Below are 22,418 nucleotides of genomic sequence, written 5' to 3'. Positions count from 1 at the left end.
CGATACAGGCCGTGGCGGACACTGACCTGACTGTCGGCAAGATTTGTTTTGAATAAACCTCAACCGTTTTCGACGCGCTACGATCCCCGCGAGCTCTCTGATGAGGAGCTGGTCGCGCGCGCCCATGTTGAGCTGTTCAATGTGACGCGGGCTTATGAAGAATTGATGCGTCGTTACCAGAGAACACTTTTTAACGTCTGCGCACGTTATTTAGGGAACGATCGCGATGCTGACGATGTCTGTCAGGAGGTGATGCTTAAGGTGTTGTATGGGTTGAAAAATTTTGAAGGTAAATCTAAATTTAAGACTTGGCTTTACAGCATCACCTACAATGAATGCATCACGCAGTACAGGAAGGAACGGCGTAAGCGTCGCTTGATGGACGCTTTGAGTCTGGATCCACTTGAGGAAGCGTCGGAAGAAAAGACGCCCAAACCTGAAGAGCGGGGCGGACTTGATCGCTGGCTTGTGTATGTGAACCCGATCGATCGGGAGATTCTGGTCCTGCGTTTTGTTGCAGAACTTGAATTCCAGGAGATTGCTGACATCATGCACATGGGCTTGAGCGCAACGAAAATGCGTTACAAGCGGGCTTTAGATAAATTACGAGAGAAATTTGCGGGAATCGCCGAAACTTAATACGGTGCAAATATCTCTAAAGAACTGGCGAGGTCTGGTAGACTCGCCGCTGAGTTGTCCCCCTGTGTGGGACCGCTTAATAATCATCAGATGGGGATTTAACGGATGAAACTGAAAAACACCTTGGGCTTGGCCATTGGTACTATTGTTGCCGCAACTTCGTTCGGCGCTCTGGCTCAAGGCCAAGGCGCAGTCGAAATCGAAGGCTTCGCCAAGAAAGAAATGTACGACAGCGCCCGTGATTTCAAAAACAACGGCAACCTGTTCGGCGGTTCGATTGGCTACTTCCTGACCGACGACGTTGAATTGCGTCTGGGCTACGACGAAGTTCACAACGTTCGTAGCGATGATGGCAAGAACATCAAGGGCGCCGACACCGCTCTGGACGCTCTGTACCACTTCAACAACCCAGGCGACATGCTGCGTCCATACGTTTCTGCCGGTTTCTCCGATCAGAGCATTGGCCAGAACGGTCGCAACGGTCGTAACGGTTCCACCTTCGCCAACATCGGCGGCGGTGCCAAGCTGTACTTCACCGACAATTTCTATGCTCGTGCTGGCGTTGAAGCTCAGTACAACATCGACCAGGGCGACACCGAGTGGGCGCCTAGCGTCGGTATCGGCGTAAACTTCGGTGGCGGCAGCAAGAAAGTTGAAGCAGCACCAGCTCCAGTAGCTGAAGTGTGCTCCGACAGCGACAACGACGGCGTGTGCGACAACGTTGACAAGTGCCCTGACACCCCAGCCAACGTAACCGTTGACGCTGATGGCTGCCCAGCAGTTGCTGAAGTCGTTCGTGTTGAGCTGGACGTGAAGTTCGATTTCGACAAATCCGTAGTCAAGCCTAACAGCTACGGCGACATCAAGAACCTCGCTGACTTCATGCAGCAGTACCCACAGACCACCACCACTGTTGAAGGTCACACTGACTCCGTCGGTCCTGACGCTTACAACCAAAAACTGTCCGAGCGTCGTGCAAACGCCGTTAAACAGGTTCTGGTTAACCAGTACGGTGTTGGCGCTAGCCGCGTAAACTCGGTTGGTTACGGCGAATCCCGTCCAGTTGCTGACAACGCAACTGAAGCTGGCCGCGCAGTTAACCGTCGCGTAGAAGCAGAAGTAGAAGCTCAAGCTAAGTAATTAGCCGCTTATACTGAAAAGCCCGGCTTAGGCCGGGCTTTTCTTTGCCTGCGATTTGCTCAGGCAGACGATCCTCAAGGGGCAGGGTCAGCCGGCATTCAGCTGTGCGTGATCCATCAGCGTTTGATTCAGCAGCTCATTGCTGCACGCGGCAACCGCGCCGATCACCAGAATGGCAGGGCTCTTCAGCTCGAAAGCGCTGGCGTCGCGCTGCATTGCATTCAACGTGCTGCGGCACTCGCGCTGCCAGGGCAGTGAAGCATTCTCGATCATCGCCACCGGCATCTCGCCACTCATTCCGCCAGCCAGCAGGCTCTCGCGAATTTCCGCCAGCTTTGCCACGCCCATGTAGACCACCAGAGTAGTTCCGCCTTGCGCGAGGGCCTGCCAGTTGAGGCTGCTGTCGTCCTGGGTATGGGCAGTGACCAGTGTTACGCCACGGCTTATGCCGCGCAGGGTCAGCGAAATGCCGCACTGTGTTGCGCCTGCAAGCCCCGCCGTGATGCCGTTGACCAGTTCCACCGCGACGCCGCGTTCCTGCAACCACTGCGCCTCTTCACCGCCACGGCCAAAGATGCACGGATCGCCGCCCTTGAGGCGCACAACGCATTTGCCCTGACGTACATAGCGCAGCATCAGGCGATGGATGAACGCTTGTGGCGTTGAACGGCAACCGCCGCGTTTGCCGACCGCAATAACTCGCGCATTCGGGCAGTGCTCAAGCACTGCGGTATTGACCAGATCATCGATCAGCACCACATCGGCTTCGTGCAAGGCTCGCACTGCCTTGAGGGTGAGTAATTCCGGGTCACCGGGACCGGCGCCCACCAGCCATACTTTTGCGCTCATGCTGCACTCCTCATTGGGTAACGGCCACGGTGTTGATCAGTCTTTTTATTTCAGGCACGCAGGAGCCGCATTGGGTCCCGCAGCCCAATTGTGTCTTGAGTTGATTCAGGTCCAGGCCGCGCCCGATTCCGTCCATTACTGCGCTCTGGCTGACGTTCATGCAGTTGCACAAGGTCTTGTCACGGGGCTGCGTCGAGTCTTTGCCAGGTTCGCTACTGAGCGGGGCAAGCAGCCAGCGCCGTAGCGAAGCATCAATGCGCTCTTCCAGCCATAGCGCCTGCAGCCAGTGTCGGGCAAGTGTTTCACCGGCCAGGCGGATGGCGGTAATGCGGCCGTTGTCGATACGCACCCGCTTGCCAATTGAGCGCTTGGGGTCGTCATAAGCCATAACCGGCCCTTCATTGAGGCCCAGTATCTGGTCAATGTGCTGCAGCAGCATCGGATCAGGCGCTTCGGCGCTGGCGGCGCGTATGACCAATGCAGGCCGCTCGCGTCCGGCAAGGCCCATGCTCAGGTAAGTAAACACGTCGCACAGAGGGCGCAGCCTTTCCATCTGCTGCTGCACATTGCCCTCGATCAGGGCGAAAAACTGCCAAGGCAGATAAGCTTTTTCGATTCTGACTCCGGAATGCTTGAGTTCCGGTTGTTTCGAGACCGGGTCGAAGGCTGGCTGAGTCAGCGCGTTTACGCCGCCCTTGAGAAACCGGTCGCCCCAGTGCATCGGCAAGAAAGCCTGACCGCAGGCAACACTGTCATCGCCGCCGACGGGCAACAGCAGCTCGCCGCGTCGGCTGATCAGCTTGACCAGATCGCCAGGTTGCAGGTCATGACGCTGCATGTCCTGCGGGTTGAGGCTCAACAGCGCTTCGCTGACATGCCCGAACAGCCGCGCAGCCGTGCCGGTGCGGCTCATGCCATGCCACTGATCGCGCAGCCTGCCGGTGTTGAGTGTCAGTGGATAGTCAGCATCGCGCAGCTCTTTGGCGGCGATGTAAGGCTCGGATAAAAACTGCGCACGGCCCGAGTCGGTGGGGAAAATACCATCGGTATACAGCCGCGGCGTGCCCACGCTGGCACCGCGAGGGAAGGGCCACTGCTGTGGGCCATGGAGGTCGATGAGCTCGCGGTCGATCCCGGACATGTCCAGATCCCGCCCGACCGTCAGGCCTTTGAATTCATCGAACAAGGCCTTGGGTGTGTGGAAATCGAACAGCGCAGATGCATCGGGTTGCAGGCGCTTTTGCAGGCGCTGGGCGAAGTCCACAGTGATTGCCCAGTCGGAGCGCGCTTCGCCGGGGGGCGCAACGGCTTTGCGGACATTGGAAATGCGCCGCTCCGAGTTGGTCACCGTGCCTTCTTTCTCGCCCCAGCTGGCGGCAGGCAGCAACAGGTCGGCATAGCGCGCCGTTTCGGTGGTCTTGAAGGCCTCCTGAAGTACCACAAACGGGCAGGTTTCCAGCGCCTGTCGGATTCTGTTCTGATCGGGCAGTGATTGTGCCGGGTTGGTACAGGCAATCCACAATGCCTTGATCGTACCGTTCTGCAGTTGTTCGAACAGTTCGATGGCCGACAAACCGGGCTTGGCGGGCAGGCTGTCGACGCCCCAGTAGTGCGCAACCTGCGCACGGTGTTCGGGATTGGCTGCGTCGCGATGGCCGGGCAGCAGGTTGGACAGGCTGCCCGTTTCACGTCCGCCCATGGCGTTGGGTTGGCCGGTGAGCGAAAAGGGGCCTGCACCGGGTCGGCCGATCTGCCCGGTGGCCAGGTGCAGGTTGATCAGTGCGCTGTTTTTTGCGCTGCCCGCAGTGGATTGATTCAGGCCCATACACCACAGCGACAGAAAGCCCGGGGCTTCACCCACCCAGCGGGCGCAGGTGTGTAGCTGTTCCTGGGTAATGCCGCAGAGGGTTGCTACGTGTTCAGGCGGGTAATCTCGTACCAGCGCTGACAGCGCCTCATAGCCCTGTGTGTGTGCGGCAATGAACTCGGGGTCAACCAGGCTTTCGCTGATCAGCACATTGAGGATGCCGTGAAACAGCGCAACGTCGGTGCCAGGCTGAATCGCCAGGTGCAGGTCCGCCAGTTCGCAGGTATCGGTGCGTCGTGGGTCGATGACGATGAGTTTCATCTGCGGGCGACGGCTTTTCGCTTCTTCCAGGCGACGAAACAGAATCGGGTGCGCGTAGGCCATGTTGCTGCCGACGATCATCACGCAATCGCTCAGTTCGATATCTTCATAGCTGCAAGGCGGTGCGTCGGCGCCCAGGCTGCGCTTGTAGCCGGCCACGGCCGAAGACATGCAAAGCCGTGAATTGCTGTCGATATTGTTGGTGCCGACCAGTGCGCGGGCCAGCTTGTTGAACGCGTAGTAGTCCTCGGTCAGCAACTGGCCGGAAATATAGAATGCGACGCTGTCGGGGCCGTGCTCGCGGATGCTCTCGGCGAAGACGTTGGCCGCGTGCTCCAGCGCAGTGTCCCAATCGGTGACGCTGCGTGCCAGGTCTTTGCTCAGGCGTAGTTCCGGGTACAGTGCGCGCGCGTCGATGTCCCCGGTCAGGTGCAGACTTGAACCTTTGCTGCACAACTTGCCGAAGTTGGCCGGGTGCTTCGGGTCACCGCTGACGCCGAGGATATTCTGGCCGTCATGCTCGATCAGCACGCCGCAGCCAACGCCGCAATAGCAGCAGGTGGAGGCGGTTACCCGAGTGGTCTGAATGGCGAGGCTGGTCATGCGCGGGCGGCCTCTGGCGCAGCGGGCTTGCCGAATATCAAGTGATTGCGTATGGCATCGATGCCCTGGCCATCACGGATCTGCTGCAAGTACCAGCTACCGTCTGCGGTGTCGCCATAAAGACAGGCGCCGACCAGTACGTCGTTCTTGATCACCAGTTTCTTGTAGACGCCGCCGATGGGATCCGAGAGGGTGATGCTTTCAGTGCCTTCGGCACCGAGAAAGTCCCCGGCGGAAAACAGGTCGATGCCGGTGACTTTCAGCTTGGTCGAGGTCACTGACCCCGGATAACGGGCAAAGCCAAGCTGCGCAAGGTGATTGGCACACACACGGGCCTGCTCGAACAGCGGCGCCACCAGCCCGTAAGCGATGCCGCGATGGCTGACGCATTCGCCAATCGCATAGATGCGCGGGTCGTAGGTCTGCAAGGTATCGTTGACCAGAATGCCTCGGTTGCAGGGCAGGCCAGCCTGTTCGGCCAATTCGGTGTTGGGACGTATGCCTGCAGCCATGACCACCAGATCGGTGTCGATCACCTCGCCGCTTTTGAATTGCACCGCGCGTACGCGGCCCAGATCATCGCTAAGCAAGGCTTCGGTCTGTTCGTTGAGGCGAAAACCCAGGCCGCGCTTTTCCAGTGCTGCTTGCAGCATCAGCCCGCTGGTTTTGTCCAGTTGGCGCTCCAGCAGCGTCTGGCCGTTGTGAATCACAGTGACCTGCATGCCGCGCAGGCTCAAGCCGTTGGCAGCTTCGAGCCCGAGCAGGCCGCCGCCGATGACCACTGCACGTTTGTGCGTGACGGCGGTATCGATCATCTGGCGGGTGTGGCCGATGTCGCGGTAGCCGATGACGCCTTCCAGCGTGTTGCCGGGAACCGGCAGAATAAAAGGTCGCGAGCCGGTGGCGATCAGCAGGCGATCGTAAGAGGCCTGGGTGCCGTCATCGGCGATTACCACGCGTTTGATTCGGTCAATCTTCACCACGCGACGGTTCAGCAACAGCTGGATACCGTTGCTTTCGTACCAGGCCAGATCGTTAAGCACGATGTCTTCGAAATTCTGTTCGCCTGCCAGCACCGGGGACAGCATGATGCGGTTGTAGTTGGGGTGTGGCTCGGCACCGAAGACCGTAATGTCATACAGGTCTTCGCTCAGTTTCAGCAACTCTTCGAGTGTGCGCACGCCGGCCATGCCGTTGCCTACCATCACCAGTTTGAGTTTTTTCATCTTGCCTCCGAGTCACTGCAGCGCGTGCTCGACACGTTTCGCGCAAACAAAAAAAGGCGTCCCGCCAGTTGCCTGACGGGGACGCCTTTGTCCGGTCCCGTTCTATCGGGAGGCGCAGCCCTCATCGTTGAGGGCTACGCGTTATGAATGATCTGCACAAGACCATGCAGCGCCTGTGCCAACTCGCATTTACCTGCGTAAAGGGGGTTACGGTCGATGCCTCAGGTTATTTCTGCACTGCGTTGAGGCGTGTTGCACAGAAGCAGGGCGGTCCGCTTCAGTGATGGCTCATGAGCCAGATCACCAGCAGAAGATTGAGCAGCATCGAGAACAGTGCCAGCGTTCGCCAGACTTTGAGCGGTTCGCGTTCCAGCAATGGGCGCGGTTTTGCTACCACCGGGCGATGCTCGGCCTGCTCCATTTCCAGTAACCACTGCTCGGCGGTTTCGTAACGCTGGTACGGGTCGGCTTGCAGTGCCTTGTCCAGACTCTGGCTCAGCCATTGCGGCAGATCCGGTCGATAACGGCTGGCGGCGATCGGCGTGCCGAAGCGGCGATGCTGAAAGGCTTCGATCTCGCCATATGGGTAGTGGCCTGTCAGCAGGTAGTACAGCGTGACGCCTGCCGCATAGAGGTCTTGCTGAGGATGCGGCTCAGCGCCGTTGAAGGCTTCCGGAGCGATGTAGCTCGGGGTGCCGGGCAAGTCGTCAGGGTTGCCGGTTGACAGCCCCGGGCAGTAAGCCAGACCGAAATCCAGCAGGCGCAGTTCGCCATCATCTGCCAGCAGCAGGTTTTCCGGTTTGATATCGCGATGAATGATGTTGCGTCGATGCAGCAGGCCCGCAGCGCGTAACAGTCGGGTCGCGAGGTGCTGCCATTGAACCAGCGGCAGCGGCCCGTTGCGTGTGAAGACCTCGGCCAGTGTATTTCCGCAATACTCGCGCATTACGTAATACAGGTGCTGACGGTCTGCAAGCGGATGGACCTCGGGAAAGAAGCGCCCGGCAACCCGGCGCAAAAACCACTCTTCAAGCAATAACCCTTGGCCTGCACCCGATTCGTCATGCCGGCTGGCTGGCAGGGTCTTGAGCAGCCACGGTTGGCCGTGGGTATCGGTCACCCGATAAAGGATGGACTGGCGCGACTGCGCCACGATGCTGCCAACCGTCCAGCCTTCGAAGGCCTGGCCCGCCTTGAGCGCGGGTGGCAGTGGCCATTGCTGCAATTGCAGCAGCGTGTCCCCCAGATCGTCCTCGCCCAAGCTATCGACCTGAATCAGCAGGGCGCTGGCATTGTCCTGGCTGCCCGCCAGATGCGCCGCGCTGACCAGGGTTTTCACCGCCGAATCGAGGTCGTCCTGCTCGGTCAGAATCGAGCGGATGCTGGCATCGCCAAGGGTTGCCCAGATACCGTCGCTGACCAGCAACAGCCGCTCACCTTCACACAGCTCGCCGTCCAGATAGTCCATGACCACGTATTGGTCCAGGCCCAGCGCGCGCTTGAGCACATGCTGCATGTCGGCCTGTTCCCAGACGTGGTCTTCACTGATGCGCTTTAGCGTACCGGCCTGCCAGCGATAAGCCCGGCAGTCACCGACATGGGCAAGGGTGAAGCGTCGTCCACGCAGCACCAGAGCGCTGAGGGTAGTCAGTAAACCATTGGCTAGCAGCCAGCGATTCTGCGCCAGCAGCAGGCGGTCGAGAGACTGGGCCACGCCCCAGGTTTCCGGCGTGGCGTAATAGTCGAGTGCCAGCGCCTGTAGCGTAGACTGCGCAGCCAGTGCGCCATCGGCACATTGGCTGACGCCGTCGGCCAGGGCGAACAGATAGCCCTTGCTGGCGGCCAGTGCCGGGGCCGGAGTGACCAGGCGCAGAGCATCCTGGTTTTCCGCGCGCGGACCGCTGGCGCTGAATTGAGCGAACTGCAATTGCAGCGTCATCGGCGGTTCAGACTCGCGCCGCAGTCACGGCCGCCGAACCCCAGGTGGTTCTCCAGCGACGTTTAACGTTCAGCAAACCGAACCAGGCCAGCACCGCCAGACCTGCGAACAGCCACAGGCCCAACTGGTAATCGCCAGTGTTCTGTTTGATAGTGCCCAGACCGGCTGCCAGCAGGAAGCCACCGATGCCGCCTGCCATGCCGATCAGGCCGGTCATGACCCCGATTTCCTTGCGGAAACGCTGCGGAACCAGCTGAAAGACCGCGCCGTTACCGGCACCCAGGCCCAGCATCGCGGCAACGAACAGGGCCAGTGCTGCCCACGAACTTGGCAGGTTGAAACCCACCGCCGCGATACCGATGGCCGCAACGGCGTACATCACGGTCAACGTGCGAATCCCGCCAAAGCGGTCAGCCAGCGCGCCACCGAGCGGGCGCATCAGGCTGCCGCCGAAGACACAGGCAGCGGTGTAGTAACCGGCAGTAATCGGGCTCAAGCCATATTGGTCGTTGAAATAGCCGGGCAGGGCGCTGGCCAGGCCGATGAAGCCGCCGAACGTCACGCTGTAGAAAAACATGAACCACCAGCTGTCACGATCACCCAGCGCCTTGAGGTAGTCCGCCATGGATTTGGGCTTGCTGCGCTCCGGGGCGTTGCGCGCCATAAGGGTGAAAGCGATCAGGGTCAGAACCAGCGGGATCAGCGCCAGACCGAACACGTTGCCCCAACCGAAACTGGCGGCCAGTACCGGCGCGATCAATGCTGCCAGCACGGTACCCGAGTTGCCCGCACCGGCAATGCCCATCGCCTTGCCTTGGTGCTGCGGTGGATACCATTGCGACGCCAGAGGCAGCGCGACGGCGAATGAAGCGCCCGCCATACCCAGAAACAGCCCCAGCAGCAGTACCTGACCGTAGGTGTGAATGCCCAGTTGCCAGGCTGCCAGCAGTGCGCCGATGACAATCGCCTGACCGATGATGCCGGCGGTCTTGGGCGACAGCTGGTCCGCCAGCAGACCCATGAAAAAGCGCAGCACGGCACCCGCCAGAATCGGTGTGGCGACCATCAGGCCGCGTTGCTGAGTGGTCAGGTGCAGGTCAGTGGCAATCTGCACGGCCAGCGGGCCGAGCAGATACCAGACCATGAAACTCAGGTCGAAATAGAGAAACGCCGCAAACAGGGTCGGTTTATGGCCTGCCTTCCAGAAGCTTGTATCCATGTGCACACCTCATCATCTGCTAGTTAGTCAGTCGGGCCATGACCGCGACACGGGGTATTCCAGACGCTGTGGTGGAGTGTTCCGAATGACGGCGACTCCACCGGCCCCGTACCCGGGACCAAAACGCAAAAAACGTCGCCTCTCTGTCCACGTGAGCGGAAAGAGATGAGCGACGTCTTTGTCGTAAAAGGTGATAGCCGCCGTTGGCTACCGTGCGATTGCTAAAGCAAGAGATGGGCCAATGGCGTTGCAAGCGGTTAGCTGCAAGCTGCGAGCGGGTTTGGGTGATTTCCAGGAAGTAGGCGAGGGCCGGTCAGTGACCTTGAAGCGGGCGCTCGTCAGCAAAGCGCCGTAAAACAGGGCGCGCCGCGAGCGACAGCCTGCAGCCTGACAGGGCGAGATCAAGCGTGGTTACTGAAGAGTTTATTAAAATTCAATGGCGTTATTATTATTTCATGTGCCACTAGTTTTGATATTAGGTACTGTCACTGTGATGCTGTTTTGATGTGCTTGTATGACGGTCTTAATAGCGGTGATCAATAAGTGTTAATATTTATTAATTTTCTGTTTATTGAAGTTGTACGATAACACCGGTCTCAATATTTAATTTACATTGCCCGGTATCTCTGACAGCATTCATTGCACCGTGATTAACACGGCTCATTCATCAGGACATGAATTTACTCTTCATTACGGCGATCTGTAATTGCAAATTGCCTGTCAATTTCGATAAATGTTTACTTTTGAAAAAAGTAATCGGCTACTCGCTCTTTTTCCGGTTTTCAGTTGCCCCAGGGCTTGAAACACCGATCCCGGGTACCTCCCGGCAATACAGTCCGCAGACCGGGCTGTCTTCCTCTTCGCGCTTCATTGCAGGCGCCAATATAGGACATCATCATCATGAGTAACATCAATTACGCACCTACCATCTGGTCCCGTGCCGATGCGTTGAAGGTCAATGAAAATGACCCGACCACCACGCAGCCATTGGTAAAAGCGGACTTTCCGGTCATGAGTGATAAGGTCTTCATCTGGGACACCATGCCGTTGCGAGAGCTTGACGGCACGGTGGTCTCAGTCAACGGCTGGTCGGTTATCGTCACACTGACGGCTGATCGCCACCCCGACGACCCGCAGTATCTCGGCGCCAACGGCCGCTACGACATCAAGCGCGACTGGGAAGATCGTCACGGGCGGGCGCGCATGTGCTACTGGTATTCGCGCACCGGCAAGAACTGGATCTTCGGTGGCCGGGTCATGGCCGAAGGCGTGTCGCCCACCACCCGTGAGTGGGCAGGCACACCGGTATTATTGAATGACAAGGGTGACATCGATCTTTACTACACCTGCGTGACACCGGGGGCGACCATTGCCAAAGTGCGCGGCCGTATTGTGACGTCCGACAAGGGCGTGGAATTGAAAGACTTTACGGAGGTGAAAACACTGTTCGAGGCCGACGGCAAATATTACCAAACCGAAGCGCAGAACTCGACCTGGAACTTTCGCGACCCCAGTCCGTTTATTGATCCCAATGATGGCAAGTTGTACATGGTTTTTGAAGGCAATGTCGCCGGCGAACGCGGCACGCATACAGTAGGCACCGCAGAACTTGGTCCTGTTCCGCCAGGTCATGAGGAAATAGGCGGTGCCAGATTTCAAGTCGGCTGTATCGGACTGGCCGTTGCGAAAGACCTCAGTGGTGATGAGTGGGAAATACTTCCGCCGCTGGTCACCGCAGTGGGCGTCAATGATCAGACTGAACGCCCGCATTATGTCTTTCAGGACGGCAAGTATTACTTGTTCACCATCAGCCACAAGTTTACTTATGCCGATGGTGTTACGGGTCCGGATGGTGTTTACGGGTTTGTCGGCGAGCATTTGTTCGGGCCTTACCGGCCGATGAACGCTTCCGGCCTGGTGTTGGGCAATCCGCCTGCACAGCCATTTCAGACTTACTCGCACTGTGTGATGCCGAACGGTCTGGTGACCTCGTTCATCGACAGCGTACCCACCTCTGGCGAGGATTACCGCATTGGCGGTACCGAGGCACCGACGGTGAGGATTCTACTGGAGGGCGATCGCTCGTTTGTGCAGGAAGTGTATGACTACGGCTACATCCCCGCGATGAAGAACGTGGTGCTGAGCTGACCGACTGCACGCATTAACCTGATAGCGGAAGAACGCCTGTGCGAGCAGGCGTTCTTCGCTCGTTTACCCCAGCAACTCGCTCATCGCGATAATTTGCTCGGCCACCTGAATCAGCTTTTGCTGGCGACTCATAGCCTGACGCCGCATCAGGGTGTACGCGTCTTCCTCGTTGCAATCCTTCATTTTCATCAGCAGCCCCTTGGCCAGCTCGATGCGCTTGCGTTCGGCCAGTTGCTGATCGCGGGCATGCAGTTGCGCACGCAGCGCCTGATCGCTCTCGAAACGGGCCATCGCCACGTCCAGAATCGGTTGCAACCGTTGGGCCTGGATACCCTCGACGATATAAGCGCTGACCCCGGACTTGATTGCCTGGCGCATCACGCCCGGATCGTGCTCGTCGGTGAACATCACGATGGGCCGCGGTTGGTCACGGCTGACCAGCACCACTTGCTCCATTACGTCGCGTCCTGGCGATTCGGTGTCGATCAGGATGACGTCCGGGCGCACCGCTTCAACGCGGGCGGGCAAGTCGATGATCAGTCCGGATTCGTCGATTACTTCAAAACCGGCCTCTATCAATGCCGATTTGAGGCGACCTACCTTTCTGGCCGTGTCATTGATAAGCAGGATACGCAGCATGCTCACGTTCTCCGTCAACGACTGGCCACAGCGGGCGCGTTGTCGGCCAGCGAGTGGAGCTTGAAGCTACGCGCGTAGCCTGCGGGATCGCTGCCGTCCCAGACCTTGCCATCGATCAACTGACTGCTGCGCAGGGTTGCTGCGGGTGAGTCGATGCCCAGCGCATCGGCTGCCTGGCGATACAGGTCCAGTTGCTGGACGCGGCTGGCGACGGCCAGGTAGTCCGGGTCTTCACGCAACAGGCCCCAGCGCCGGAACTGGGTCATGAACCACATGCCGTCGGACAGCCAGGGGTAGTTGACCTGTCCTTGGGCATGGAAGCTGACCGCGTGAGGGTCTTGCCAGCGATTGCCGAGACCGTCGCTGTACTGACCGAGCAGGCGTGGCTCGATGCAGTCCGGCGAGGTATCCAGATAATCCGCACCGCTGAGCAGCTGTGCGGTGCTGCGCCGGTTATGGTCGCTTTGCTCGATGAAACGGCTGGCTTCCAGGACGGCCATGATCAGTGCTCTGGCCGTGTTGGGGTTCTGTTCGACAAACTCGCGGGTACAGCCCAGCACCTTGCCCGGGTGATCCGGCCAGATCGACTGGCTGGTCGCCATCGTGAAGCCCAGTTGCTGCTGAACGGCGCTGGCACCCCAGGGTTCGCCGACGCAGAAACCGTCGATGCGCCCAGCCTGCAGGTGTTGCGCCATTTGCGTGGGCGGCACCACGACACTGTTCACATCATCGAGCGGGTGAATGCCCTGGCTGGCGAGCCAGTAGTAGAGCCACATGGCGTGGTTGCCGGTGGGGAAGGTCTGCGCGAAGGTCAGCCTTGATCCGCTTTGGTGCGCGCGTTTGTCCAGTGCTTCAGGAGTGATCACGCCCGCCTGCTGCAGCTCGCGGGACAGGTTGATGCACTGGCCGTTCTGGTTGAGCCCCATGAGGATGGCCATGTCGGCCGCCGGGCCACCGCTGATGCCCATTTCCACCGCATAGATCAGGCCGTACAGGCTGTGTGCCGCCTGCAACTGCCCGCTGACCAGCCTGTCGCGCAGCCCGGCCCAGGAGGTCTGACGCTCGAGGTTCAAGCTCAGGCCGTAAGGCTGGGCGAAACCCTGGGTTGCAGCGACTACCAGCGGGGCACAGTCGGTGAGTGCCATGAAGCCCACGTCCAGGCTGTTCATTTCCGGTGCGTCGCTACCGGCCACCCAGTCCAGCGCATTGCCGGTTCGTTCGTTCATAAAACGTGCTTCATAAAGGTCCGTCCAGAAAAAAGGCGTCGTCCGACCCCTTGCCGATGCAAGTGTCGAAGCGACGCCGTTGTCCATGCACCGCTCCGCCGTTGGAGCGAGTACCGATAGCGGTTTCAAGCAAGGCATATGCCATCGCCGGGGAGGGGCGAGCAACAAGTTTGTCGCGCGCCTCGCCTGACAGGCCTGCACACGTCTATAATCGCCACCCTGAATTCAGCTGCTCACGAGCCCATCCCGCCATGTATAACCTGGCCCGCCAGTTACTGTTCAAACTTTCCCCGGAAACCTCTCATGATCTTTCGCTGGACCTGATCGGTGCAGGCGGGCGGCTGGGCCTCAATGGCCTGCTGAGCAAGTCCCCGGCGAAGTTGCCGGTCAGTGTGATGGGCTTTGAATTTCCCAACCCTGTGGGGCTGGCAGCAGGTCTGGACAAAAACGGTGCAGCCATCAATGGCTTTGCGCAACTGGGCTTCGGCTTTGTCGAGATCGGTACTGTGACGCCACGTCCACAGCCGGGCAACCCCAAGCCGCGCATTTTCCGCCTGCCGCATGCCGAGGCGATCATCAATCGCATGGGCTTCAACAACCTGGGGGTCGACAACCTGGTGTCCCGAGTCCAGGCGGCAAAGTATCGCGGCATTCTGGGCATCAATATCGGCAAGAACTTCGACACGCCGGTCGAGCGTGCGGTCGACGATTACCTGATCTGCCTGGACAAGGTCTATGCCCATGCCAGCTACGTCACCGTCAACGTCAGTTCGCCCAATACGCCGGGGCTGCGCAGCCTGCAGTTCGGTGACTCGCTCAAGCAACTGCTCCAGGCCCTGAGCCTGCGCCAGCAGGAACTGACGCAACGGCACGGCAGGCGCGTGCCACTGGCGATCAAGATTGCCCCAGACATGAGCGATGAAGAAACCGTGCTGGTGGCCTCTGCACTGATAGAGTCGGGTATGGATGCAGTGATTGCCACCAACACCACGCTCAGCCGCCAGGGTGTGGAAGGGCTGCCGCATGGCGATGAAGCGGGTGGTCTGTCGGGTGCGCCGGTGCTGGAAAAAAGCACGCACATCGTCAAGGTGCTGGCCGGTGAACTGGCGGGTCGCCTGCCGATCATTGCTGCTGGTGGAATCACTGAAGGTCGGCATGCTGCCGAGAAGATAGCCGCAGGTGCCAGTCTGGTGCAGATCTATTCCGGTTTCATCTACAAGGGCCCTGCGCTGATTCGCGAATCGGTGGACGCCATTGCGGCAATGCCTCGCGCCGCACGCTGAGCCCGGGGTAAAAAAAAGGGGCTCTGCAAGAGAGCCCCTGGGCGTTGGCCCGCCGCCCGGGTCGGGCGTGCATGGTACAGGTGTGAATCAGTCAATCATGTGGGTGGCCCGACAGAGGCCTGAAAGTCTTTTAATTAATCGCCTCATCCGACCGCGTGAAGTTCGTTGAGTCTGTGGATGCCCGCAGTGCCGGTCATACCGTCCCAGTTGTCGCCGCGTCCTTCGCGCCAGCCATTGATCCATGCCTGGCGTACTGACGGTAGAGTAAAAGGGCAAAGCTCACGGGATTTACCATGAACGCCGTATTGATATCCGCGTAAAAATGCTCTTTCCAACGGATCACGCTTAAGTCTTCTCATAGGGTAATGCCCTCGTCTGTTGACTGTAATATCCCTGAGACCCCGTGATGAGGTCGGGCAGAATCTTCTGCCGTTGGGGCCCGCTGCCGGCGTCGCGGGCCTTGATGCCATGACCATTGCGGCTATGACCTGAGACGATTTCTAACCAAAGCGCAGGGCGGTGTGAATGATCGTTTTGTCATAAGCACGTCACATTCAGGTCTGTCGAGCAATAAGCGATGATCTGTTTCCACCATGATTTTTTCTGCGGCCCCTTGAACATGGGCGTTTGCAGGCTAATTGAAATCGCTTATCAGGCTCATATACTGGCTCAATGCCTTGGCTGTTTAAGCGACGAAGGGTCATGATCGGCGCTGCACAAATGTGACTTTTCAAAACACGACTTTTGATTGCGCACCTTATTGCCGACATCGGCTTGCCTGATATCTGTTCTAATACGCGCCATAACTGCCGCAATGACATGACAGGATCATGCGGTGGACCGGCACACATCACGTGCCACGCAGGCGTTCTCCACGAAAGACGCCTGTTCAAATCTGGCAGGGCAATGCGTTGCCCGCCGCTGACGGCTCAGGCCCTGGAATACACATGTCGGATCGCTACGAACTTTTCCTTACTTGCCCCAAAGGCCTCGAAGGACTGCTTGCCGAGGAAGCTACGGCACTGGGTCTGCAAGAGACCCGCGAGCACACGTCGGCCATTCGCGGCTCGGCCGACATGGAGACCGCCTACCGGCTTTGCCTCTGGTCGCGACTGGCCAACCGCGTGTTACTGGTGCTCAAGCGCTTCCCGATGAAGGATGCCGAAGACCTCTACCACGGCGTACTGGATGTCGAGTGGCATGATCATCTCGAGTCCGATGGCACCATCGCAGTGGAGTTCAGTGGCCACGGGTCAGGCATCGATAACACCCACTTCGGTGCATTGAAGGTCAAGGATGCGATCGTCGACAAACTGCGTACACCCGATGGCGAGCGTCCGTCGGTGGACAAGATCAACCCCGATCTGCGCGTGCACCTGCGACTGGACCGAGGCGAAGCCATTCTGTCCCTCGATCTGTCCGGGCACAGCCTGCACCAGCGCGGCTATCGCCTGCAGCAGGGCGCTGCACCGCTGAAGGAAAACCTTGCCGCCGCGATCCTGATCCGCGCTGGCTGGCCGCGTATTGCTGCCGAGGGCGGCGCGCTGGCTGACCCGATGTGCGGTGTCGGTACATTCCTGGTCGAGGCCGGCATGATCGCCGCCGACATCGCCCCGAACATCAAGCGTGAACGCTGGGGCTTCTCGGCCTGGCTGGGCCACGTCCCGGCGCTGTGGCGCAAGCTGCACGACGAAGCGCTGGCCCGCGCAGAAGCCGGGTTGGCCAAAACACCTTCGTGGATTCGCGGTTACGAGGCCGATCCGCGACTGATCCAGCCTGGACGCAACAACATCGAACGTGCAGGTCTGAGCGACTGGATCAAGGTCTATCAAGGCGAAGTTGCGACCTTCGAGCCGCGTCCGGATCAGAACCAGAAAGGTCTGGTGATCTGCAACCCTCCATACGGCGAGCGTCTGGGTGATGAAGCCAGCCTGCTGTATCTCTACCAGAATCTGGGCGAGCGCCTGCGTCAGGCCTGCCTTAACTGGGAAGCTGCGGTGTTCACCGGCGCGCCTGACCTGGGCAAGCGCATGGGCATTCGCAGCCACAAACAGTATTCGTTCTGGAACGGTGCCTTGCCGTGCAAACTGCTGCTGATCAAGGTCACGCCTGATCAGTTCGTGACGGGCGAGCGTCGCACACCCGAGCAGCGTCAGATCGAGCGCGAGAACCCTGTCGAAGTTGAAGTCGTTGAAAGAAAGCTCAACAAGAACGGCAACCCGATCAAGCCGGAACCGGTGGTGGTCGAACAGGCGCGCCTGAGCGAAGGCGGGCAGATGTTTGCCAATCGCCTGCAAAAGAACCTCAAGCTGATGGGCAAATGGGTGCGCCGCGAAGGTATCGATTGCTACCGCGTGTATGACGCCGACATGCCTGAATATTCGCTGGCGATCGACCTGTATCACGACTGGGTTCACGTTCAGGAATACGCAGCGCCCAAGTCCATCGATCCGGAAAAGGCTTCGGCCCGGCTGTTCGATGCGCTGGCGGCGATTCCGCAGGCGTTGAACATCGACAAGAACCGTGTGGTGATCAAACGTCGCGAGCGTCAGAGCGGCACCAAACAATACGAGCGTCAAAGCGCGCAGGGCCAGTTTCTGGAAGTCAGTGAAGGCGGCGTCAAGCTGCTGGTCAATCTGACCGACTACCTCGATACCGGGCTGTTTCTCGACCATCGTCCGATGCGCATGCGTATTCAGCGCGAGGCGGCCGGCAAGCGCTTCCTGAACCTGTTTGCCTACACCGCGACTGCCAGCGTACATGCTGCCAAAGGCGGTGCGCGCAGCACCACCAGCGTCGACTTGTCGCGGACTTACCTGGACTGGGCGCGGCGCAATCTGTCGTTGAACGGTTTCTCCGACAAGAATCGTCTGGAGCAGGGCGACGTGATGGCCTGGCTGCAGGCCAATCGCGACGAATACGACCTGATCTTCATCGATCCGCCGACGTTCTCCAACTCCAAGCGCATGGAAGGCATTTTTGATGTGCAGCGTGATCAGGTCGAGCTGATCGATCTGGCCATGGCGCGTCTGGCTCCGGGTGGCGTGCTGTACTTCTCCAACAACTTCCGCAAGTTCGTGCTCGATGAAAATCTGAGCCAGCGCTATGCGGTGGAGGATATTACCGCGCAAACCATCGACCAGGATTTTGCCCGCAACGGCAAGATTCACCGCGCCTGGAAAATCATGGCGCGTGCCTGACACGGTGTGTGATGAGCTTGCCTGTAACAGTTTTGTACAGGTTTGCTCATCGCTCGCTATGAAAATTACTGGCGAATAGCTATAACAGAAGTCATAGCCAGCTTGGCGTTTCAGCATGTTGGCGTCATGAGTTTCTGTGTATGACAGCGAAACGGTTCAGGCTCAGAGTTCTGAGTTTCATCAACGGCCAGCTCTCAGCGTGGCCAATAGCCGTTTTAGCATTGATGGTCGGAGCGGCACTTACCATCATGTTGGCGCTGGCCGACAATGAGCTCTACCAGCGTCAATTGCGCCAGCGGTTCGATATGCTTGCCGCAGAGCGCTTCAGTCGTCTTCAGGAGCGTCTGGACCGGCAGGTCACTCGGCTGGACACCCTGTGTCGCTTCTTTATCTTTTCCCATCAGGTCGAGCAATCGGAATTCGACGGCTTTGTCGCGCCATTGCTGATTGGAACCCAGGCGTACGCCTGGAACCCCAGAGTGACGTTTGCGGAGCGGGCCGCTTTTGAACAGCAGGCGCGCGAGGAGGGCTCAGCCGAATACGCCATACGAGAAATGGATGAAAACGGTACCTTGAAAACCGCCGCTGTGCGCAATGAGTATTTTCCGGTTCGATTCATCCAGACCCTCAGCAAAATTCCCACGCCGTCGGGGTTCGATATAGCCTCGGAGCCGGTACGTCATGTCGCCCTTGAGCGTGCGCGTTTGCTCAAGCGCATTGTTGCAACGCCTCGTATCAGCCTGCTGGCCCTTGACCCGTCAGACACGTACGGAATTTTGCTGGTGGCGCCGGTATTCTCCATTGGCGAGCCGCCTTCGGAATTGAGGGGGTATGTCACGGCAGTGATCAGCCTGGCGCAATTGATGAGCATTGGCACCGCGGAACAGGACAATCTTGCGGTCACCATGCTTGACCTCAGCTCGCCGACAAAGCCTGAGCAGGTTTACCAGTCGCCGGTCGCAGCCATACGCAATCATTTGTACGCCAGCAGCCTGCTGAGCCTGGGCGACAGGGATTATCTGGTCGAGGTTCGCCCTACGGAAATCTTCAGCCAGAGCAATCAGAGCATTATGCCGGGCCGGGTGCTGTGGCTCGGCGGGCTTTTGAGCCTGATGCTCAGCGCGTTGCTCTACAGCCTGATCAGCCAGCGTCAGCGAGCCTTGCAGCGTGTGGCGCAGCGTACCCGTGAGTTGCGCCAGCGCGGGCAGCAGTTGCGGGCGGCGCACGGGCAATTGCGCAGTGTGCTGGACGCCGCGACGGAAGTAGCGATTATTGCAACCGACCTGGACGGGCTGATCACAACGTTCAACGTCGGTGCGCAGAAGATGCTGGGTTATTCGCAGGAAGAGGTGCTGGGCAGGCTGCGCCTCATGGACCTTTATCAGTCGGCTGAGCTGGAGGCTCGTGCGAGTGTATTGAGCAAGGACCGCGGGCACCCGGTCAGCGCTTCCCGGCTGATGTTTCTCGACGCCGTGCAAGACGCTCATCATCCCTCGCAGGAGTGGACCCTGCAGCGTAGTGACGGCAGCACCCTGGTGGTGAACATGCTGGTGACCGCCGTGCGCGACGATCAGGGGCTGTGGACCGGGTACCTGGCGGTGTGCATCGATGTCACCGAGCACAAGCGCGTCAACGAGGCTCTTGCCGAACAAGGGCAATTGTTGAAAAAGCTCGGCTCGCAGGTGCCTGGCGGCATTTATCAGTATCACCTGGCTATCGACGGCAGTGCGCGCTTCAGGTACGCCAGTGCCGGTATGTGCGAGCTGTTTGAAGTCGATGAAGCGCAGTTGCTGGGCGATTCCGAGGCCGTTTTGCGACGTATCCAACCACCGGACCTGACGCGCGTCAAAAGCTCGATTCTGGTCAGCGCGAAGCATCTGACACCCTGGAGCGAAGAGTACCGTGTCGACCTGCCACGCAAGGGCCAGCGCTGGTTGCGCGCTGCATCGACACCGGAACGGTTGGCAGACGGCAGCGTGCTATGGCACGGCTTTGTGTCCGATATCACCGACCTCAAGCGTGTCGAACAGGAATTGCGCGCGCTTTCGGTCACCGACGTACTGACCGGCGCCTACAACCGGCGCTATTTCCAGGACCGCATGCAGGCCGAGCTGAAAAGGATCGACCGGCACGGCGGTAACCTGTCGATCATCATGCTCGATATCGATCATTTCAAGCGCATCAATGACCGTTTCGGGCATGCCGCAGGCGATCAGGTGCTCAAGGCGATTTCGGAAAAGATCAGCCAGCGCCTGCGCAGCGATGATGTGTTCTGCTGCCTGGGCGGAGAAGAGTTCATGGTGATCTGCCCGGGCGCACGGGGCTCGCAGGCGTATCAGCTGGCCTTGAGCCTGCGCGAGGGCCTGCGCAATCAGGTTATCGAAGGCGTCGACCAGGTTGTGACGGCCAGCTTCGGCATCGCCAGCTGGCGAGCCGGTGAGGGGATCGACACGATGTTGTTGCGCGCTGACTCGGGCGTCTATGCCGCCAAACAGGCCGGTCGCGATCGGGTCGAGCCCGAGCAGATCTGACGCACACAGACCCGCTTCGAAAGCGGGTCTGCTGGTTGCATGCTGCGGGTGGTTATTGCTGGATCGAGACCGTGGTGTTGCTCAGTTTCGGCTGTCGATACAGATCGACCAGTACCTCGTCAAGTATCGAGGATGCGCCAAACGGACGCGGATCGTTGAGGATCGCCACGACCGCCCAGGTGTTGCCGTTGCTGTCGCGGCTGAAGCCGGCAATGGCGCGAACCGTGTTCAGTGTGCCTGTCTTGATGTGCGCTTCACCCAGCAGCGGGGTGCGCTTCAGACGTTTACGCATGGTGCCGTCCATGCCTGCCAGCGGCATCGAACTCATGAATTCGGCAGCATACGGGCTGCGCCAGGCAGCCTGCAGGATAATGGCCATCTCACGGGCACTGACACGTTCCGCACGTGACAGACCGGAGCCGTTCTCCATGACCAGATGCGGCGCGGTGATGCCTTTTTTCGCCAGCCATTGGCGGATGACGCGCTGTGCGGCTTTGCCGTCGTCACCGTCAGCTTCATTACGGAACTCTTCACCCAGGCTCAGAAACAGTTGCTGGGCCATGGTGTTGTTGCTGAATTTATTGATGTCACGAATGACTTCCACCAGATCCGGTGAAAAAGCCTTGGCCAGCAGCTTGGCATTGCCGGGCAGAACGCCAACGCGGTCCTTGCCCTGGATGGTGCCGCCCAGTTCCTGCCAGATGGCCCTTACTGCGCCGGCCGCGTAGGTCGGATGGTCCAGCAGCGAAAGATAGGTCTGCGAATTGCAACCGTTGCCCAACTGGCCAGTCACCGTCACATTGACGCTGCCGTCAGGCTGGGTGACCGGGTTGTAACGCACATCTCCGGTGCACTGCTTCGATGCGCTTGCCTTGACCTGGTTGTCGATGTGGATGGTCGCAATCGGCGGCTCGACCGAAACCAGAATCCTGCCGTCATCGTTGCGGGTCACGAAGCGCAATGCCTTGAGGTTGACCATCAGCGCATCGGGCTTGACCAGAAACGGCTTGTTCTCGTCGTTGCCGTCATCATTGAACTCGGGCAATTGCGGCTGCACAAAATGACTGCGGTCCAATACCAGATCCCCGGTCACCTGTTGCACACCGTTGGCGCGCAGGTCACGCATCAGCAACCAGAGCTTTTCCATATTCAGCTTTGGATCGCCGCCGCCCTTGAGGTACAGGTTGCCGCGCAGCACGCCGTTGCTCAGGGTGCCGTCGGTGAAGAATTCGGTTTTCCACTGGTGGGTAGGGCCGAGCATTTCCAGCGCGGCGTAAGTGGTGATCAGCTTCATGGTGGAAGCCGGGTTGACCGATACGTCGGCATTGAACACGGTCGGCGTGCCCGGCCCGTTGAGTGGCAACATCACCAGCGAGAGCGCGTCATCGCCGAGTTTGCTGGCTTTAAGGGCCTGTTGAACCTTGGGGGGCAGCGTGGTGTTGATGACGGCGGCGTAGGAGGGAAGAGCCAGTGGCAAAAGAATTGACGCGAGCAACAATGGACGTAGCGACTTGATCATTGAATAAAACCCTACTGCAAGGGGGACATAAAAAAGAGGGCATGGATGGATTCCCTCGGTAACTATTTCGATGCGATGTTGATAACTATAGTAGTGAATGCGTGGCGGGCTTTTTTTGTAACACACAGT

The 22,418-nt window shown here is 59.1% G+C and carries 14 protein-coding genes and 1 pseudogene; 6 read left to right on the top strand and 9 right to left on the bottom strand.

From position 1 onward, the window contains the following. Positions 1 to 48 precede the first annotated feature (48 nt). Entirely contained in the window at positions 49 to 639 is a 591-nt protein-coding gene (sigX, locus tag RYB09_RS01725) for an RNA polymerase sigma factor SigX (RefSeq protein WP_002553043.1), read from the top strand. 105 nt (positions 640 to 744) lie between these two features. Beyond that, on the top strand, positions 745 to 1,779 hold the full coding sequence (locus RYB09_RS01720; protein ID WP_058401050.1) for an OmpA family protein: 1,035 nt from the start codon (positions 745 to 747) through the stop codon (positions 1,777 to 1,779). Positions 1,780 to 1,866: 87 nt separating this feature from the next. Here RYB09_RS01720 and cobA read toward each other — a convergent pair whose 3' ends face one another. The 5 genes and pseudogenes from cobA to RYB09_RS01695 all read right to left on the bottom strand — a co-directional run bounded on the left by cobA (position 1,867) and on the right by RYB09_RS01695 (position 9,743). Then, the gene (gene cobA / locus RYB09_RS01715; RefSeq protein ID WP_058401051.1) at positions 1,867 to 2,628 is read right to left on the bottom strand and encodes a uroporphyrinogen-III C-methyltransferase; all 762 of its coding nucleotides are present in this window, start codon (positions 2,626 to 2,628) and stop codon (positions 1,867 to 1,869) included. Positions 2,629 to 2,638: 10 nt separating this feature from the next. Further along, complete coding sequence (locus RYB09_RS01710) at positions 2,639 to 5,359, bottom strand: molybdopterin-dependent oxidoreductase (RefSeq protein WP_316887257.1); 2,721 nt, start codon at positions 5,357 to 5,359, stop codon at positions 2,639 to 2,641. A 20-nt stretch (positions 5,360 to 5,379) separates the two neighbouring features. Continuing rightward, positions 5,380 to 6,585: pseudogene (locus RYB09_RS01705) on the bottom strand (NAD(P)/FAD-dependent oxidoreductase); the annotation flags it as partial. Between the two features lie 277 nt (positions 6,586 to 6,862). Further along, positions 6,863 to 8,524 (bottom strand): bifunctional protein-serine/threonine kinase/phosphatase, encoded by a 1,662-nt coding sequence (locus RYB09_RS01700; protein ID WP_316887256.1) that lies wholly within the window; start codon positions 8,522 to 8,524, stop codon positions 6,863 to 6,865. Between the two features lie 7 nt (positions 8,525 to 8,531). Then, positions 8,532 to 9,743, bottom strand: a complete 1,212-nt coding sequence (locus RYB09_RS01695; RefSeq protein WP_230018283.1) for a nitrate/nitrite transporter — start codon at positions 9,741 to 9,743, stop codon at positions 8,532 to 8,534. Between the two features lie 900 nt (positions 9,744 to 10,643). On the opposite strand from RYB09_RS01695, the gene RYB09_RS01690 reads away from it, so the two are divergent. Continuing rightward, complete coding sequence (locus tag RYB09_RS01690) at positions 10,644 to 11,891, top strand: glycoside hydrolase family 68 protein (RefSeq protein ID WP_316887254.1); 1,248 nt, start codon at positions 10,644 to 10,646, stop codon at positions 11,889 to 11,891. A gap of 63 nt (positions 11,892 to 11,954) precedes the next feature. Here the strand turns inward: RYB09_RS01690 and RYB09_RS01685 are convergent, their stop codons facing one another. After that, positions 11,955 to 12,530 (bottom strand): ANTAR domain-containing response regulator, encoded by a 576-nt coding sequence (locus tag RYB09_RS01685; RefSeq protein ID WP_002553052.1) that lies wholly within the window; start codon positions 12,528 to 12,530, stop codon positions 11,955 to 11,957. A 14-nt stretch (positions 12,531 to 12,544) separates the two neighbouring features. Further along, positions 12,545 to 13,756, bottom strand: coding sequence for a CmpA/NrtA family ABC transporter substrate-binding protein (locus tag RYB09_RS01680; protein ID WP_316887252.1), 1,212 nt, complete (start codon positions 13,754 to 13,756; stop codon positions 12,545 to 12,547). 251 nt (positions 13,757 to 14,007) lie between these two features. Here RYB09_RS01680 and RYB09_RS01675 point away from each other — a divergent pair, with 251 nt between their 5' ends. Continuing rightward, complete coding sequence (locus RYB09_RS01675) at positions 14,008 to 15,039, top strand: quinone-dependent dihydroorotate dehydrogenase (protein WP_316887251.1); 1,032 nt, start codon at positions 14,008 to 14,010, stop codon at positions 15,037 to 15,039. A gap of 143 nt (positions 15,040 to 15,182) precedes the next feature. Here the strand turns inward: RYB09_RS01675 and rmf are convergent, their stop codons facing one another. After that, positions 15,183 to 15,398, bottom strand: coding sequence for a ribosome modulation factor (rmf, locus tag RYB09_RS01670; RefSeq protein WP_002553055.1), 216 nt, complete (start codon positions 15,396 to 15,398; stop codon positions 15,183 to 15,185). A gap of 588 nt (positions 15,399 to 15,986) precedes the next feature. On the opposite strand from rmf, the gene rlmKL reads away from it, so the two are divergent. After that, on the top strand, positions 15,987 to 18,239 hold the full coding sequence (gene rlmKL / locus RYB09_RS01665) for a bifunctional 23S rRNA (guanine(2069)-N(7))-methyltransferase RlmK/23S rRNA (guanine(2445)-N(2))-methyltransferase RlmL (protein WP_002553056.1): 2,253 nt from the start codon (positions 15,987 to 15,989) through the stop codon (positions 18,237 to 18,239). A gap of 140 nt (positions 18,240 to 18,379) precedes the next feature. After that, entirely contained in the window at positions 18,380 to 20,770 is a 2,391-nt protein-coding gene (locus RYB09_RS01660; RefSeq protein WP_316887249.1) for a diguanylate cyclase, read from the top strand. Positions 20,771 to 20,822: 52 nt separating this feature from the next. Here the strand turns inward: RYB09_RS01660 and dacB are convergent, their stop codons facing one another. Further along, the gene (gene dacB / locus RYB09_RS01655; RefSeq protein ID WP_230018289.1) at positions 20,823 to 22,289 is read right to left on the bottom strand and encodes a D-alanyl-D-alanine carboxypeptidase/D-alanyl-D-alanine-endopeptidase; all 1,467 of its coding nucleotides are present in this window, start codon (positions 22,287 to 22,289) and stop codon (positions 20,823 to 20,825) included. Positions 22,290 to 22,418 lie beyond the last annotated feature (129 nt).

The organism is Pseudomonas syringae group sp. J254-4 (assembly GCF_032586855.1).
In the GTDB taxonomy this organism is placed as follows: Bacteria; Pseudomonadota; Gammaproteobacteria; order Pseudomonadales; family Pseudomonadaceae; genus Aquipseudomonas; species Aquipseudomonas amygdali.
This window is presented reverse-complemented; position numbering and strand designations above follow the sequence as displayed.

Bases quoted from the DNA above. Each gene is read 5' to 3' on its own strand.
- RYB09_RS01720 (WP_058401050.1), top strand. From the start codon at position 745: ATGAAACTGAAAAACACCTTGGGCTTGGCCATTGGTACTATTGTTGCC.
- cobA (WP_058401051.1), bottom strand. From the start codon at position 2,628: ATGAGCGCAAAAGTATGGCTGGTGGGCGCCGGTCCCGGTGACCCGGAA.
- RYB09_RS01710 (WP_316887257.1), bottom strand. From the start codon at position 5,359: ATGACCAGCCTCGCCATTCAGACCACTCGGGTAACCGCCTCCACCTGC.
- RYB09_RS01700 (WP_316887256.1), bottom strand. From the start codon at position 8,524: ATGACGCTGCAATTGCAGTTCGCTCAATTCAGCGCCAGCGGTCCGCGC.
- RYB09_RS01695 (WP_230018283.1), bottom strand. From the start codon at position 9,743: ATGGATACAAGCTTCTGGAAGGCAGGCCATAAACCGACCCTGTTTGCG.
- RYB09_RS01690 (WP_316887254.1), top strand. From the start codon at position 10,644: ATGAGTAACATCAATTACGCACCTACCATCTGGTCCCGTGCCGATGCG.
- RYB09_RS01685 (WP_002553052.1), bottom strand. From the start codon at position 12,530: ATGCTGCGTATCCTGCTTATCAATGACACGGCCAGAAAGGTAGGTCGC.
- RYB09_RS01680 (WP_316887252.1), bottom strand. From the start codon at position 13,756: ATGAACGAACGAACCGGCAATGCGCTGGACTGGGTGGCCGGTAGCGAC.
- RYB09_RS01675 (WP_316887251.1), top strand. From the start codon at position 14,008: ATGTATAACCTGGCCCGCCAGTTACTGTTCAAACTTTCCCCGGAAACC.
- rmf (WP_002553055.1), bottom strand. From the start codon at position 15,398: ATGAGAAGACTTAAGCGTGATCCGTTGGAAAGAGCATTTTTACGCGGA.
- rlmKL (WP_002553056.1), top strand. From the start codon at position 15,987: ATGTCGGATCGCTACGAACTTTTCCTTACTTGCCCCAAAGGCCTCGAA.
- RYB09_RS01660 (WP_316887249.1), top strand. From the start codon at position 18,380: ATGACAGCGAAACGGTTCAGGCTCAGAGTTCTGAGTTTCATCAACGGC.
- dacB (WP_230018289.1), bottom strand. From the start codon at position 22,289: ATGATCAAGTCGCTACGTCCATTGTTGCTCGCGTCAATTCTTTTGCCA.